Source organism: Sphingopyxis sp. DBS4 (assembly GCF_024628865.1).
In the GTDB taxonomy this organism is placed as follows: domain Bacteria; phylum Pseudomonadota; class Alphaproteobacteria; order Sphingomonadales; family Sphingomonadaceae; genus Sphingopyxis.
Genome location: NZ_CP102384.1, coordinates 4,091,736 through 4,107,260, shown reverse-complemented (window position 1 = coordinate 4,107,260; position 15,525 = coordinate 4,091,736). Strand labels below are relative to the sequence as shown.

The 15,525-nt window shown below is 61.7% G+C and carries 11 protein-coding genes; 2 read left to right on the top strand and 9 right to left on the bottom strand.

The annotated features are described in order from the left end of the window. Positions 1-7 precede the first annotated feature (7 nt). The 8 genes from NP825_RS19720 to NP825_RS19685 all read right to left on the bottom strand — a co-directional run bounded on the left by NP825_RS19720 (position 8) and on the right by NP825_RS19685 (position 11,813). Entirely contained in the window at positions 8-1,792 is a 1,785-nt protein-coding gene (locus NP825_RS19720) for an acyclic terpene utilization AtuA family protein (RefSeq protein WP_257546843.1), read from the bottom strand. Continuing rightward, positions 1,789-3,732, bottom strand: a complete 1,944-nt coding sequence (locus NP825_RS19715) for a biotin carboxylase N-terminal domain-containing protein (RefSeq protein WP_257546841.1) — start codon at positions 3,730-3,732, stop codon at positions 1,789-1,791. Before NP825_RS19715 ends, NP825_RS19720 begins: the two co-directional genes overlap by 4 nt. Beyond that, complete coding sequence (locus NP825_RS19710) at positions 3,729-4,532, bottom strand: enoyl-CoA hydratase/isomerase family protein (protein ID WP_257546839.1); 804 nt, start codon at positions 4,530-4,532, stop codon at positions 3,729-3,731. Before NP825_RS19710 ends, NP825_RS19715 begins: the two co-directional genes overlap by 4 nt. 8 nt (positions 4,533-4,540) lie before the next feature. Further along, a complete protein-coding gene (locus NP825_RS19705) occupies positions 4,541-6,157 on the bottom strand; it encodes an acyl-CoA carboxylase subunit beta (protein WP_374046511.1) in 1,617 nt (538 codons plus the stop codon). Then, the gene (locus NP825_RS19700) at positions 6,154-7,674 is read right to left on the bottom strand and encodes a class I adenylate-forming enzyme family protein (protein ID WP_257546834.1); all 1,521 of its coding nucleotides are present in this window, start codon (positions 7,672-7,674) and stop codon (positions 6,154-6,156) included. The genes NP825_RS19705 and NP825_RS19700 overlap by 4 nt, the downstream gene beginning before the upstream one ends. Before the next feature lie 497 nt (positions 7,675-8,171). Next, on the bottom strand, positions 8,172-9,323 hold the full coding sequence (locus tag NP825_RS19695; protein ID WP_257546832.1) for an acyl-CoA dehydrogenase family protein: 1,152 nt from the start codon (positions 9,321-9,323) through the stop codon (positions 8,172-8,174). Positions 9,324-9,380: 57 nt separating this feature from the next. Then, positions 9,381-10,727: an acyl-CoA dehydrogenase family protein gene (locus NP825_RS19690; protein WP_257546830.1), complete on the bottom strand. Its 1,347-nt coding sequence runs from the start codon at positions 10,725-10,727 to the stop codon at positions 9,381-9,383. Between the two features lie 12 nt (positions 10,728-10,739). Continuing rightward, positions 10,740-11,813 carry a phosphotransferase gene (locus NP825_RS19685; RefSeq protein ID WP_374046572.1) on the bottom strand — a complete coding sequence of 358 codons (1,074 nt, stop codon included), beginning with the start codon at positions 11,811-11,813 and terminating at the stop codon, positions 10,740-10,742. 398 nt (positions 11,814-12,211) lie between these two features. On the opposite strand from NP825_RS19685, the gene NP825_RS19680 reads away from it, so the two are divergent. Further along, positions 12,212-12,922, top strand: coding sequence for a TetR/AcrR family transcriptional regulator (locus tag NP825_RS19680; protein WP_257546828.1), 711 nt, complete (start codon positions 12,212-12,214; stop codon positions 12,920-12,922). A 10-nt stretch (positions 12,923-12,932) separates the two neighbouring features. Here the strand turns inward: NP825_RS19680 and NP825_RS19675 are convergent, their stop codons facing one another. Next, complete coding sequence (locus tag NP825_RS19675; protein WP_257546826.1) at positions 12,933-14,435, bottom strand: NAD(P)/FAD-dependent oxidoreductase; 1,503 nt, start codon at positions 14,433-14,435, stop codon at positions 12,933-12,935. 77 nt (positions 14,436-14,512) lie between these two features. Here NP825_RS19675 and NP825_RS19670 point away from each other — a divergent pair, with 77 nt between their 5' ends. Next, on the top strand, positions 14,513-15,286 hold the full coding sequence (locus NP825_RS19670) for an SDR family oxidoreductase (RefSeq protein WP_257546824.1): 774 nt from the start codon (positions 14,513-14,515) through the stop codon (positions 15,284-15,286). The last annotated feature ends 239 nt before the right edge of the window (positions 15,287-15,525 follow it).

Genomic DNA, 15,525 nt, shown 5'->3' with positions numbered 1-15,525 from the left:
TGGTGGCTCAGGGGCGAAGGAGATCGCTCGGCACGGCAATTTCCACGCCAAGCAGGATTTGCGCATATCCCTTGCCCTGCGGGTCGTTGCGCAGCGAGGCGATGCCGCCCCCGCCGAGGACGTCGTAGAGCATGAAATTGAGGGCATGAATGCCGGGCAGGTCGAAGCGCCGGACTTCGGCGGGCGCATAATGTTTGAAGAGGTCGGCCACGATGGCGGGCTGCAGCGCTTGGCGAATGTAAGGGAGAAATTCAGGCCGCCGCGCGATGATGCCAATGTTGGCGTGATTGCCCTTGTCGCCGCTGCGCCCCCACGCGATGTCGATCAGGGGAACTTTGGTCGATCCCGGCTCGGCAACCGGCGCCGATAATGTGGACTCGTCGCTCTCGGTGGGTGCGTCCGCCGCTGGCGGCCGCGCGCTTTCCGCTATGGCGATCGGCTGCCCATCGACTTCGACCTTGATCTGGGCATCGACCATCGCCTTGTCCGCTGCGATGGAGAAGAGGCGGACAAGCGGCATCACCTTCGGGCGGTTGCCGCCCATGCCGGTGAAGCCGGGCGCCATGGACGTGCCAGCGGACGTGAATTCGCGGACCAGCAATTCAAGCGCCTTGGGATCGGCGTGCTTCGCGGCGATCTTGAGAACCACCTCGCGCGCGCCTCTCGCCCGACTGTTCGCACCATAGCTCGATTCGGCACCAATGATCTCGATCGACGTCTCGCTAAACGGCGCTGACCCGGCATCGGACAGGAGCGACGAAACGCGCGATACAACCGCCTCGCCCACCTTGGCCGCCTTCCCGGCAGCGGATTCGCCAATGATTGTCCAAGTGGCGCCCACGCGGTAGCCGTCCTGCCAAGTCGCACTCGCCTTGTAGGTTTCGGTAGGTGCGTGGCCCCGAGCGCCGGTGACTCGCACCCGGCCATCATCGATTTCCTGGATATCGACCGACCTCCAGTCACAGCTGACGTCAGGAAGCAGATAGGCAGCGGGATCGCCAATCTCATAGACCAGCTGCTCGCACACCGTGCCCCGCGAGACCAAGCCACCGGTTCCTTGCGGCTTGATGACATCGAACGCCCCATCCGCATCGATTACCGCGATCGGATAGCCGATATTCGCCCAGTCGCCGACATCCTGCCAATCCGTGAAGAGGCCGCCGGTTGCCTGCGCTCCGCATTCGATGATGTGCCCGGCGAGCGATCCGCCCGACAGGCGGTCGAAATCGGACAATGACCAGCCGAACTCGTGGATACAGGCACCGAGCACGGTCGCGCTGTCGACGCAGCGACCCGTCACGACGATGTCGGCACCAGCGCCGAGCGCCGCCGCGATGGGAGCAGCTCCCAAATAGGCATTCAGGCTCATCAGCCGCGCCGGCATGGCCGCTCCCGAAAACATCTCGCTGCAGCTTTGAAGCTGGGGCTGCATCGCGATCAGATCGTCGCCCGTCACCACGCCCACCCGCAGGTGCAAACCTGCGGCGGCGATCTTTTCGCGGAGGGCGTCGGCACAGGCGGCCGGGTTGACGCCCCCGGCATTGGCAATGAGCTTCACCTTGCGTTCGGCGATCCGCGGCAGGTGTCGCGCGATCAAGCTGACGAAATCGGTCGCATATCCCAGCGACGGATCTTTCGCGCGGGCACGGGCCAGGATCGACATCGTGACTTCGGCCAGATAGTCGAACGAGATATAATCGAGTCCGTCGTGCTCCAGCAGCTGCGGCAGGGCGATCGAACTGTCGCCCCAAAATCCGGACGCGCCGCCGATGCTGATACTTTTGTGCGTCATGCCTGCTCTGCCTCGATGACGAACAATATGTCGCGCGCTGAAACTTGCTGGCTTGGCGCAACGGCAACAGTGGTCAGCTTGCCTGCGATCGGCGCAATGATCTGCTGTTCCATCTTCATCGCCTCAAGCACGGCGAGCACGTCGCCGCGTGCGACGATCTGATCCTGGGCGACGCGTACCGACGTAATCGTGCCGGTCATCGGTGCGCGCATGACGCCGTCGCCGCCTGCGTCGGACCTCGACGGGGCGCGATAGCTTATGTCCTCGAACCGATAGACCCGCCCGTCGAGATCGATCGCGATATCGTTCCCCTCGCACAGATATACGGCACGCCGTATCAGCCCATCGACTTCGAACCGGACACGCGTATCGCCGCGTTCGATGATGGCGATCGACACCGCATCATCGTCACTTTGCGCCGTCCAGCGCTGTCCCGCCCGCGCCACGCGCACGCTGGTTTCGCTGTCACCGGCCCCAAGCTTGATCTGATGGGCCTGCGCCGCGTTCGATGACCAACCCTGCCCGGACTTGTCCGCAGCAAGGATGGCGGCAAGCAGCACGGCTACGGGATCGCCTTCGGCGGGCCGGAAGCCATTGGCATAATGTTTGCCGATAAAGGCGGTCGTCGCGTCGCCCTTGCGAAATTCGTCGATCGACAGCGCGTCGAGCAAGAACTCCCGGTTGGTCGCGACCCCGAGCAGATGTGTACCGCGAACGGCCTGGATGAGCCGGCGTACCGCTTCGTCGCGGTTGGACCCTGTGGCGATGATCTTCGCGATCATCGGGTCATAGAATGGACTGATGACCTGACCCGTCACCAGGCCGTGATCAATGCGCACGCCATCGCCGGTTGCGGGCTGCCAAATCGACGCAACGCCTGTTTGGGGCAGAAACTCCTGGCGCGGGTCTTCGGCATAGAGCCGCACCTCGATCGCATGGCCGGAGATCGAAATATCGTCCTGCGCGAATGGCAAGGGCAGACCGGCAGCCACGTCGATCTGAAGATCGACCAGATCGACCCCGGTAACGCATTCGGTCACGGGGTGCTCGACCTGAAGCCGGGTGTTCATCTCAAGAAAGTAGAACGCGCCGTCCTTGCCAAGCAGGAATTCGACGGTTCCCGCCCCGACATAGTCGATTGCGGCGGCGGCGCGCACCGCCGCGTCGCCCATTCGAGCCCGGAGATCCGCATCGACGGCGGGCGATGGCGCTTCCTCGATGACCTTTTGGTGCCGGCGCTGGACCGAGCAGTCGCGCTCTCCCAGGTGGACGACGGACCCAAAGCTATCGCCGAATACCTGGATTTCGACATGACGCGCATCGACGACGGCCCGCTCAAGGAGCAGCCGATCATCGCCAAAGGCATTTTTGGCTTCCGACCGCGCCGAAACGATCGCAGCCGGCAGATCGCTGGGATCGTGGACGAGGCGCATACCGCGTCCGCCGCCCCCCGCCGACGCCTTGACCATCACGGGATAGCCGATCCGTTCGGCCTCGCGCACGAACAGCGCATCGTCCTGATCATCGCCCTCATAGCCAGGCACACAAGGCACACCCGCTTCGATCATCCGCCGCTTCGAGCGCGCCTTGTCGCCCATGACGCGAACGGAATCGGGCATCGGACCGATGAAGGTGACCCCCGCCTCCGCGCATTGCTCGGCGAAGTCGGCATTCTCGGAGAAGAAGCCATATCCCGGATGGAGAGCGTCGGCACCGGTCGCGCGCGCCGCCGCCAGGACCCGTTCGGCAGAAAGATAGGATTCCTGCAGCGGCCCGCCGCCCAGCCGAAAGGCCTCATCGGCTTCCAGAACGTGCCGCGCGCCAGCGTCGGCGTCGCTGTATACAGCGACTGTCGCATAGCCCTTTGCCTTGGCGCTGCGGATCACGCGGCACGCGATTTCGCCGCGATTGGCGATCAGGATCTTCGAAAACGGCTTCATGTCGTGGCCCATGCCGGCGATCTCTTTTCCTTGAAGGCTGCGATGCCCTCTGCCCCCTCGCCAAGCACCGCGTCGGCGAACACTTCGGCCGCGGTCCGGGAAAAGGCGGCGACGTCGAATTCCGGCAAGCCGTTGAGCAGCGCTTTCGTCGCCGCCAAGGCACCGGGGGCGCAGGCTTGAATCTCGGCAAGAATGGCGTCCAGCCGCGCATCTATCGCCGCTCGATCCGCCAGCAATTCATCTATAAAGCCGAAGCTCGCCGCTTGGGCGGCATCGAACCTGCTGCCGGTCAAGGCGAGACGGCGCGTGATCGCCGGGCCGAGGCGGGCGACCACAAAGGGTGCAATCTGCGCTGCGACAAGGCCGAGGCGGGCCTCGGACAAGGCGAAGCTGGCGCCCGGTCCTGCAAGAACGATATCGGCGCATGCGGCCAGTCCCATGCCGCCGCCCATGGCTGCCCCCTCGACCACGGCAATCACGGGCTTCGGAAACGCGTGGAGGCCGCCGAAAACGCGCGCGCCGCGGATCGACAGCTCGACCATCTCGCCATGCGGATCGGTACTCGATCCGCCGAGCGTCTTCCCGCTCAAATCGGCGCCGGCGCAGAAGATGCGGCCATTGCCTTGCAGTACGAGGGCGCGAACCGCCGGGTCGGTGCGATAATGCGAGAACAGCAGGTCGAAATCGGCCAGCAGCGGGTCGGAGATCGCATTGCGCGTCGCCGGGTCGTCTATTGTCGCGACAAGCGCGCCGCCTCGGCGCTCCAGCCGCAGCACCGACATCTGCGGGGCATCGGTCATGTCCACGGTCACAGCCGCGCAATCCCGAAATTGTTTCGCGCCGGAACGCGGGCGTCGCCCTCGACGCAGGTGTCGAGGCACAAGGCGACGACGCGCCGCGTGTCGCGGGGATCGATGATTCCATCGTCCCAAAGTCGTGCGGTTGCAAACAGTGCCTCGCCTTCGCGCTCATATTGCGCGATCAATCGCTCCGACATTGCCGCCAACCCCGCATGGTCGGGCTCGACTCCGCGCGCCGCGGCACCGTCTTCGGCAACGATGGTCAGGACCTTTGCCGCCTGTTCCCCGCCCATCACCGACAATCGGTTGTTCGGCCATGAGAAGATGAAGCGCGGACCGAACGACCGTCCACACATGGCATAGGCACCCGCCCCGAAACTTGCGCCAATCTGGATGGTGATCTTCGGCACCGACGCATTTGTCACCGCCTGGATCAGCTTCGATCCATGCTTCACGATGCCCGATGTTTCTGCCTCGACGCCGACCATGAAGCCGGTCGTATTCTGGAGGAACAGCAGCGGGGTTTTCGATTGGCAGCAGAGCTGGATGAACTGTGCCGCCTTGGTCGCGCCCCGGGAGTCGATCGGTCCATTGTTCCCAATGATGCCGAGCTCGCGTCCTTCGATCCGGGCGTGCCCGCAAACAGTATGGAAGCCATATTCCGCCTTGAATTCTGTGAAGTCGCTGTCGTCGACAATGCGGGCGATGACCTCATGGACATCATAGGGTTTGCGATAGTCGGGCGAGACGATCCCGAGCAATTCTTCGCTGTCGTAGCGGGGGCCGGGTCCGGCCAGTGCCGGCACGCTTCGATCCCATCGCAACTTCGCGAGAACCTCGCGCGCCTGGCGCAGCCCGTCGGCGTCGCTTTCGGCCAGATAATCGCCGACCCCGGTGACCTGCGTGTGTAGCTCGGCACCGCCGAGGTCTTCGTCGCGGGCGATTTCGCCGGTGGCGGCCTTGAGCAGCGGTGGACCGGCAAGAAACACTTTCGAGCGCCCGCGGATCATGATGACATAATCGGAGAGACCGACCTGATACGCACCGCCGGCCGTCGATGATCCGTGGACCACCGTGATCGTTGGCAGGCCGAGGGCGGACATGCGCGAGAGGTTTGCGAAGGTGCGGCCGCCCTCGACGAACATTTCGGCCTGCAGGTTGAGATTTGCCCCTGCGCTTTCGACCAACTGAATATAGGGCAGCTTGTTTTCAATCGCGATGTCCTGAACGCGCAGCTGCTTCTTGATGCCCATCGGATGCGCGGCGCCGCCCTTGATGCCGGCGTCGCTTGCGAACACCATCGCGCGAATACCCGAGACGAAGCCGATGCCGGCAATGGCACCGCCCCCATAGACATTCTCGAGCCCATCGTCGTCGTGCATGCCGATCCCGGCCAGAGTCGACAGCTCGAGAAATGGAGCGTCGCGGTCGAGCAGCAACGCGACACGATCGCGCGGCAACAGCTGTCCACGCTTGGCGAACTTCGGACCGGCACGAGCGGACGCAGCCAGTACCTTGGCTTCGAGCGCGCGGAAGGTTCCGATCAAGTCGAGATGCGCCGCGCGGTTGCGCCTGAACGCCTCGCTCTCGGGAATGGCCATGCTTTCGATGATCGCCACGATCAATCTCCGAACAAATTGATGAAGCGGTTGCGCAGCTCGACCTTGCGCAGCTTCGACGTCGCGGTGAGAGGGAGGTCGTCGACGAACTCGAAAGCCTTCGGGACTTCGTGTGGTGCAAGCATCTCGCGGCAATACATATGAATATGCCAGGATTCGGCGCTTTCGCCGGGCTTCAACATGATCACCGCCACGACGGCTTCCTCCCAGCGAGGATGCGGCACGCCGATCACGGCCGCATTGGCGATCAAATGGCATTGCAGCAGAACCTGCTCGACCTTGACCGACGAAACATTTTCGCCGCCGCTCTTGATGATGTCTTTCAGGCGATCGACGAACAGCAATTGGCCGTCTTCATCGATGACGCCGAGATCGCCGGTGTGATGCCAGCCGAAGCGACGCGATTCAGCGGTTGCAGCGTCATCTTTGTAATAGCCGAGCATGACGTTCGGCCCGCGATGCACGATCTCGCCAACCTCGCCCCGCGGCAGCAGCGTGCCATCCTCTGCCATGATCGCGACATCGTTGACGATCGATGGCTCGCCCCAATAATTGCCTTCTTTCAGCAATTGCTGCTCGGGGCGCAGCATCATCGTGCTCGGATACATCTCGGTTTGTCCCGAGGACAGAACGAAGGTCGGGCAGAACTCGGTCAGAAGGCGGCGCAGAAGCGGTCCGGGCATCGGGGCCATCGCGTAAATGCAGTAGCGCAGCGAGGTGACGTCCACTTCGCTCCGGACCGGATGGTCCATCATCGCGGCATACATCATCGGCAGGCCTACGAAGAAGCTGACCTTATGCTGGTCGATCGCCTTCAATACCTGACCAGGGTCAAACCCGTTATGGAGAATCACCGTCGAGCCGGCGGCCAGGAAGGTCATCAGGAGGCAGTGTGCCGACACATGGAACAGCGGCAACACGATCAGAATGCGATCGTCGCGCGTGACCATCCACTCGCCGATGTTGCACATAATGGTCGAATGGACCGCCAGATTGCAGTGCATCACGCCCTTGGGTCGTGATGTCGTCCCGCTGGTATACATGATCATCGTCAGATCACGCTCGTGAATGGGAAGGTCGGGTTCGACGTCGGATGCCGTCGAAAGCCCCGCATCGAAGCCAGGTCCAAGCGTCAGCACCGTGGGGGCACCGCCAGCTTCATTCGCGAGCAGATGACCAAGCTTCTCATCGGCAATGACAATCACGGCCTCGGTATGGTTCAGGATATAGCCACGGTCATCCGACGACAGGGCTGGATTGATCGGCACCCAGACCAGGCCGGCTCGGTGAATGCCAAAGATAACGGCAATGAAGTCGATGCTGTTCGCACAGATGGTTGCAACCCGGTCGCCGGGCTTCGCGCCCTTTTCGAACAAGAAATTTGCACAGCGATTTGCTTTTTCGTCGAGTTGGCCAAAGGAGATGGCGCTTGTCGGCGTCACCACCGCAGTCTTGTTCTGGAACCGCCGTGCCGAGCGCCGAAGCAGATCACCTAGCGCGATGCGCCCGATTCCTTCGGTCACGGCCGGAGAGGGTTGAAGTCCTAGGCTGATGGGCGAATTCGCGGTGGCATCGGCAGATGCGGACCCCGATGCAGTCGGTTCGGCGAGCGGGCTCAAAGCCCGAACCTTACGTTTGCGTTGAGGCGACGCGACTTCGTCCCAACGATCGCCGCATCGTTCCGTCCAAATGTCGGTCGTGGCAGTTTATGACATGCGCCAAACATCGGCATCCTCTTCTTACTCGCTTCTGCTCTTTGAGAGCGCGACTCTTATCCCCTCGGCAATAGCTGGCGCGTATCCTCTGGTCAAGACTTGCTTGCCGCAAGCTAGTCTTGAGCAACACCAGAGCTGCTCGACGACGGTGCTCCGTTTCTCGACGAAGACGAGGGGTGGAAACGAGAAAACGCGAAGCGTCCGGCGCGACGAACTGCAGGATGTGACGGGGTCGCAAAGGCGGACACTTGCCAGCCGGTCCCGGGCTAAAATGCAGCGACGCTGCGCTGCTAGCGTGAGACGCGTCAGGCTTCGCCGATGAGTTCCCGGCCGATCAACATGCGCCGGATTTCGTTTGTGCCTCCGCCGATGCCGAGGAGCTTTGCGTCACGATAGAAACGCTCGACCGGCCAGTCCTTCGTGTAGCCTGCACCGCCAAGCGCCTGGACGGCTTCACCCGCCACACGCACCGTATTGTCGGCGGCCAGCAACAACGCGGAAGCGGCGTCAAATCGGGTCGTGCGGCCCGCATCGCAGCTTTTCGCCACCGCATAGACATAGGCTCGCGACGAATTGAGCGCGACGTACATGTCGGCAATTTTCGCCTGCATCAGCTGGAACTCGCCGATCGCCTTGCCGAACTGCTTGCGCTCCCGGACATAAGGCAAAACAACGTCGAGACAGGCTTGCATGATACCCAAGGGGATACCGGCCAGAACCGCGCGTTCGTAGTCAAGCCCGCTCATCAGCACGCCGACACCGCCGTTCACTGGCCCGAGAACATTTTCTTCCGGCACTTCGCAATTGTCAAAGACCAGTTCCGCGGTCGGCGAACCACGCATGCCCATCTTGTCGATCTTTTGGCCGATCGAAAATCCCGGCATATTCTTCTCGATGATAAAAGCCGTGATACCGCCGCTGCCCTCGCCGGTCTTGGCGTAAACGACGAGCGTATCAGCATAGGTCGCGTTGGTTATCCAGAATTTCGTGCCGTTCAGGACGAATCCGCCTTGCACCGCCTCTGCTTTCAGTTTCATCGAGACGACGTCGGAACCGGCCCCGGCCTCCGACATCGCCAGGCTACCAAGATGTTCGCCGGAAATGAGCTGCGGCAAATATTTCGTCTTCTGTTCGGGCGACCCCCAGCGAGCGATCTGGTTGATACAAAGATTGGTGTGCGCGCCATAGCTCAGTCCGATTGCGCCCGATGCCCGCGAGATTTCTTCGCAAGCGATCACATGTTCAAGATAACCAAGACCCAGCCCGCCATATTCTTCGGCGACGGTGATGCCGTGCAGCCCGAGTTCGCCCATGCTCGCCCAGAGTTCGTCGCGCGGAAACCAGTCGTCTGCGTCGATCCGTTTTGCGAGGGGCGCGATTTTGTCGGCGGCGTAGCGTCGGGTGGTTTCACGGATCATGTCGGCCGATTCACCGAGATCGAAGTCAAACATCTGCATAAATCGCTCCCATCACATTTGTCATTTCAGGATTCACAGTCCAACCTCGTCGGGTGGCTAGGCCGAAACGGGTTCGGCAGCGTCGCACAGCGGGCGGATTGCGCTTGGCGGCGCCGGCCACAGGCTGGCCGCCGCTACAGCATCGGCTTCGGCGAGGGTGAGACCCTGCCCGGTCGAGCCTTCCGCGGCGCCGTCGCGAGCGGCATGGCGGCGCAGTTCGAGCTTCGCGATCTGGTTGCGATGAACCTCGTCGGGACCGTCGGCCAGTCGCAGCAGCCGCGCTGTCGCAAAGGCTGCGGCAAGGAAGTGGTCGTTATTCGTTCCGCCGCCGCCGAAGAGCTGGATCGCCCAATCGACCACCTGCTGCGCCATTGCGGGCGCGGCAACCTTGATCATCGCGATCTCCTGACGCGCGGCCTTGTTGCCGACGGTATCCATCATCCAGGCAGCGCGCATCGTCAGCAGTCGCGCCTGATCGATAAGGATTCTCGATTGCGCGATCCGTTCGAGCGTCACGCTCTGCTCGGATAGGGGACTCCCGAACGCCACTCTCTCGGTTGCGCGGCGGCACATGCGCTCCACTATTCGCTCGCTCAGTCCGATGAGCCGCATGCAGTGATGGATGCGGCCGGGCCCGAGCCGGCCCTGTGCAATCTCGAAGCCGCGGCCCTCGCCCAGCAGCATGTTCGCTACGGGCACGCGCACATTGTCGAACAATACTTCCGCAGAGCGATCGGGAACACCGTAAAACCCCAGCACGGGCAAAGCGCGAATGACCCGCACACCGGCGGCATGCCGCGGGACAAGGATCATGGACTGCGCCTTGTGCCGATCAGTTGCCGCATCGCCCGTGCGACCCATGAAGATGAAAAAGTCGCAGCGCGGGTCGGTCGCCCCGGTCGTGTACCATTTCCTGCCGCTGATGACATAATCGCTGCCATCGCGGGAAATTTCCGAGGCGATATTGGTCGCATCGGACGAGGCCACCGCCGGCTCGGTCATCGCGAACGCCGATCGCGTTTCCCCTGCGAGGAGCGGCTCGAGATAGCGTGCCTTTTGTTCGTCCGTGCCGAACAGCAGCAGCGTTTCCATATTGCCGGTGTCCGGCGCCGAGCAGTTAAAGATCTCGGGCGCAAAAAGCGAGCGACCCATCATCGCACACAGTGGGGCATAGTCGACGTTGCTTAACCCGTTTGCATCATGAGCAGCCGGGAGGAAGAGATTCCAAAGGCCTTCGGCCCGGGCGCGAGCCTTGAGATCTTCGATATGCGGGTAGATGGCCCATGGGCCGAGGCGCTCGGCGGCCAGATACAACTCGCGTTCGATCGGATAGAGATGCTCTGCCAGGAATTTTTCGAGCCGACGTTGCAGAGCCAGACTCCGGGCGCTTTGGGTGATGTCCACGCTATATCCTCTTCATGCGGGTGCACCGGCGCCGCGCGCCTGTTCCCAAGCGAGTTCGGCCAACTCGGGAAAGGCGCTTACGCGGTCGGCCGCTTCCGCCGACGCCGCCGTTCCCCTCGCTAAACGGCCTTTGATGCCATGGATAATTGCGGCCAGCCGGAAGAAGGAAAAGGCCAGAAAGAAGTCATAATCGGAGGTATCCGCAATCCCGGCGGTCGCCGCGTACATCGCGAGATACTCCTTCTCACTTGGCACATTCAGCATCGCGAGATCGGCCCCCGCCAGTCCGGCAACGATGTGACTCGGCATGCGGAACATCATCGCGTGATAGGCGAAATCGGCGAGCGGATGCCCGAGCGTTGCCAGTTCCCAATCGAGCACGGCGACGATCCGCGGCTCGGTTGGGTGGAAAATGAGATTGTCGCAGCGGAAGTCGCCATGGACGATTGCCACCCGCTCCTGATTTTGCGGCCTGGCAGTTTCGAGCCACGCAATCAAACGGTCCATGTTCGGGTCACGCCCCGCCGCCGTATCGGCCAGATACTGCTCGGAAAGCCGCTTGATCTGGCGTTCGACATAGCCCGTCGGGCGGCCGAACCCGCCGAGCCCGATGCGCGCGGGGTCCAGCGTGTGGAGATTCGCGATCGCCGCATTCATAGCCCGGAAATATTCGGGCCGTTCACCGGTTTCGACGTCGGGAAAGGTGGCGTCCCAGAATATCCGCCCTTCGACCAGTTCCATCAGGTAGAACATCGTACCGATGATATCGGTATCGACGCAGGTGCCGTAGATCCGGGCCACGGGCACACGTGTTCCGCAGAGCGCGGACTGCACCATAGCTTCGCGGTCGACGGCGTGGGCCCCCTTCAGAAGCACCCCCGATGGCTGCCGCCGAAGGACATAAGACCGTGAGGGGGTGGCGACCAGATAGGTCGGGTTCGACTGCCCGCCGCGAAATTGCCGCACGCTGATCGGACCCTCATAGCCTTCCACGTTCGCGCTCATCCAGCGCGAGAGGCTGACTTCATCAAATTGATGGCCCTCGCGAACGGGCATGGCCCCTGTGGTTTCGGCTATATCGGCGATTTCGGCCACTTGCGGAGATCCTCTCAACCACGACGCTCCCGGTCGATGTCTTGGCATTTAGCTTGCTAGGCGCAAGCAAGCAAGTGAGCATTTCTCTCACGCTTGCGCCCTTTGGCGTGTTGGCGCCTCGGCCCGTGGCGGCCAACTCTACCGCTTGTCCATGCCGTATATTTTGCCGGGACGATTGCGTAGACTGGAAATCCGTTCGAGCAAATCTGACGGGTCAAAGATCGATCGGACAAGGATCGTCAGCCGGCAGTCTCGATTGCGCTGAATGAGCATCCTTGCTCGCCTGCCGAAGCCGCGCCGATCGTCTGAACTCCCGGAGCGCCGCAGAAGGCTCGCCCAGTTTACGGGCATCACATAGCTTGCTCGAAACAAGCGAGTAGACTAGGAATATGGCAAATCTTCCAGCAAAGGACAGAAAATTGGTACAAATGCGAAGGCTGAAGCCAGCCAGCAGAGCAAGCAACAAGGCGCCGCGGCTTACTCAGGCGGAGCGCACGGCCATCTCCGACGGGCGTATGCTCGAGGCGGCGATGGCGCTGGTCCTGGAACGCGGGACCCATAACACGACGCTTCGCGAGGTTGGTGAACTCGCCGGCTACAGCCGCGGTTTGGCGAGCAATCGCTTCGGTTCGAAGGACGAGCTGTTCGCCGAGCTGATCGACGTTTTCAACGAGCGCTGGAAGAAGGAAAGCAGTGCCCTTGTCGGCAGCAAGACAGGGCTTGAGGCCTTCGACGCGGCAAACGACAGCATCATCGATTTTATGAACGACAACTCGGATTATATCCGCGCCATGTTCATTCTATACTATGAGACCGTGGGAAGCAGCACCGTGATGCGCGAACGCCTCGCCGAACAGCATGCCGCCTATCGCCGGGCGATCGCTCGCTATATCAGTCAGGGCATCGCCGAGCAGACCATCAAGCAGACCGTCGATCCAAGCCGTGTCGCCCTCCAATACACATCCTTCTTTTTCGGCCTGGTCTATCAATGGCTCGCGAACCCGGATTCGATCGAGTTCGAGAGCGCCTTGCATGATTTTCGCGATGCCATGATCCAGGTTATCGGCGAACCGGACATAGCAGTTCGACGATCCGCCTGATCGCCTGCGATCAAGCGGCGAGGTTGAATTCGTCGTAATTGGGATCGCGAAGGACGTCGCGATACTCGTCGGGTGTTCCGGTCCAGTTTTCAGGCAGTCCCTTTTCGTCCAGATACCAATTCTTGCAGCCCGTGCTCCAGATCGTCTTCGGCACGGCCGAAAGCACGCGTTCGCGGAACTGGGCCATCGCCTCGGGACGCGCCTCGATCGAATGAAAGCCGTTGTCCGCACAATAGCGGATGACCTTCACGATATGGTCGACGATCGCTTCCGAATAAGCGATCGCGCTGAAATTCCCGCGCGGAGAATGGGGCCCACCGATCAGCATGAAGTTTGGAAAACCGGGGACGTGAACCGACAGATGGGCGCCCGTTTCCACCTTCCAGGCTTCGGTCAATGACCCGCCTTGGGCGTTGGTAACCTCGATCGGCCGATGATAAGCGCGCGCGTTGAAACCGGTTGCGAAGATGATGACATCGAGCTCGTGCAACCGTCCCGACGCGTCGAGCAGGCCCTTTTCGTTTGCACCCACGATACCGTCGCGCACGATTTCGACATTGGGGCGCGCGACGGCGGGATAAAATAAGGTGGACATCACCATCCGCTTGCACAGCGGCTCGTCGGTCGGGGTCAGTTTCGACCGAAGAACAGGGTCTTTTACCCGGCCCAGATGCCATTTGCACATGGCGGACAGAAATTTGCGCTGCCAACCCTCCTTGATGACCGCCTCGGCGAAGACGCGTTCGAAAAACCAGCCATAGAAGTTGCCCGCCATCCGCCCGATGAAGGGAAAGGCACGAACGACAGCGCGTTCGATCTTGCCGAAGCGGCGGTTCGGCAGCGGGAAGACCCATTGCGGCGTGCGGATGAAGGCTTTCAGGTTGACGCCCTGGTTCGCAAGCGCGGAAATGACCTGCGTTCCGGTCGAGCCGCTGCCAATCACGCCGACGCGCTTGTCCGACAGATCGATGCCGTCAAGCCATTCCGCTGTGTGGAATTTGATACCCTTGAAGTCGTCAATGCCTGCGATATCGGGGAAGGCAGGAACATGCAGTGGCCCCGTTGCCGCGATCAGAAAGTCGACCGTATCGCGCTGACCGTTCGACGTTTCGAGATGCCAACGCTGACCGTCGAACTCGGCCTTCGTCACTTTGGCGCCGAACACAATGTCGCGGCGAAGATCATATTTGTCGGCGATCTTGACCATGTAAGACTGGATTTCCGGCCCCAGCGCGAGCCGGTGGCTCCAGCCGGGATTATGCTCGAACGAGTAATTATAGTGGTGCGCCGGCACGTCGCAGGCGATGCCGGGATACCGGTTTTCACGCCAGGTGCCGCCGACCTCGTTCGCTTTTTCGTAGATCACGATGTCGTCAAGACCAGCTTCGCGCAGCTTGATCGCCTGCATCATCCCCGCTGCACCGGCTCCGATGATCGCAGTACGGGGCCGATAGGGGAATTTCTGGGTCCGCGACGCATTCGCCGCCGGGCCTTGGGCCGTCTGATTTTGCATTGCTCTCTCCACTTGCTTGTCACACACTAGTATCGCATTGTCGTCATGACAAGCATTGGAATCGGGAGGGAGAGTTTATGGAGCGCGTCCGCGGCAAAAAGGCGCTTGTCACCGGGGCAGCACAGGGCTTGGGCGCCGCTACCGCCCAAATGCTTGCGCGGCATGGCGCCCGGGTTTTGCTGACGGATATCAACGAAGCGGGTGCGCAGGAGGTCGCCGACTCGATCAATCTCGAACATGGCAGCGAAGTGGCTTGGGGCTTCCGGCACGACGCAACCATCGCCGCCGATTGGGAAGCGGCGATCGACCGAGCGGGCCGCCTCATGGATGGCCTGTCCGTGCTCGTCAACAATGCCGGGATGGTGCGAACCGGATCCATCGAGGACCTCGATCTCGACCAATGGCATCATGTCATGCAGGTCAATACCGACAGCGTTTTTCTGGGCTGCAAACTGGCGCTGCCGCTCCTTCGCGAAAGCCAGCCTGCGTCGATCATCAACCTGTCCTCGATCGCCGGATTGATGGCCTCTCCCAACCTTGCCGCTTATAATGCCTCGAAGGCGGCCGTCTGGCTGCTTACGAAATCGGTCGCGCTGCTTGCGGCCAAAAAAGGGTGGGACATCCGTTGCAACTCGGTCCACCCGACATTCATTCGAACGCCCATGCTCGATGACCTGCGCGGCGATCGTGACGAAGCCGAGGCGCTCGCACGACTGGCCAAGCAGGTGCCCTTGGGCCGCCTCGGCGATCCCGACGATGTTGCCTACGCTGTCCTTTATCTCGCGTCCGATGAGAGCCGGTTCGTCACCGCATCGGAATTCAAGATCGACGGCGGCATCTCTGCCGTCTAGAAACTTGCTTGCGCCTAGCTAGCGTACTATATATGGCGAATCATCTTCAGCGTAGATTGAAGTGGGAGAGGAAGAATGAGCGCTCGGCTGCCTTATCAATGCACAGGCCCATCGACTGCTTGGCAATGCGCCGGCGCGGGTCTGGCGTCACTTGTCCCACCATCGCTGACAAATTCCGTTGGGCCCGGGCGTCTGGGTCAAACCGCCCGCGGGAGAACCACCTGCCCGTAAGGTTCGCG

Bases quoted from the DNA above. Each gene is read 5' to 3' on its own strand.
- NP825_RS19675 (WP_257546826.1), bottom strand. From the start codon at position 14,435: ATGCAAAATCAGACGGCCCAAGGCCCGGCGGCGAATGCGTCGCGGACC.
- NP825_RS19680 (WP_257546828.1), top strand. From the start codon at position 12,212: ATGGCAAATCTTCCAGCAAAGGACAGAAAATTGGTACAAATGCGAAGG.
- NP825_RS19670 (WP_257546824.1), top strand. From the start codon at position 14,513: ATGGAGCGCGTCCGCGGCAAAAAGGCGCTTGTCACCGGGGCAGCACAG.
- NP825_RS19715 (WP_257546841.1), bottom strand. From the start codon at position 3,732: ATGAAGCCGTTTTCGAAGATCCTGATCGCCAATCGCGGCGAAATCGCG.
- NP825_RS19710 (WP_257546839.1), bottom strand. From the start codon at position 4,532: ATGACCGATGCCCCGCAGATGTCGGTGCTGCGGCTGGAGCGCCGAGGC.
- NP825_RS19695 (WP_257546832.1), bottom strand. From the start codon at position 9,323: ATGCAGATGTTTGACTTCGATCTCGGTGAATCGGCCGACATGATCCGT.
- NP825_RS19720 (WP_257546843.1), bottom strand. From the start codon at position 1,792: ATGACGCACAAAAGTATCAGCATCGGCGGCGCGTCCGGATTTTGGGGC.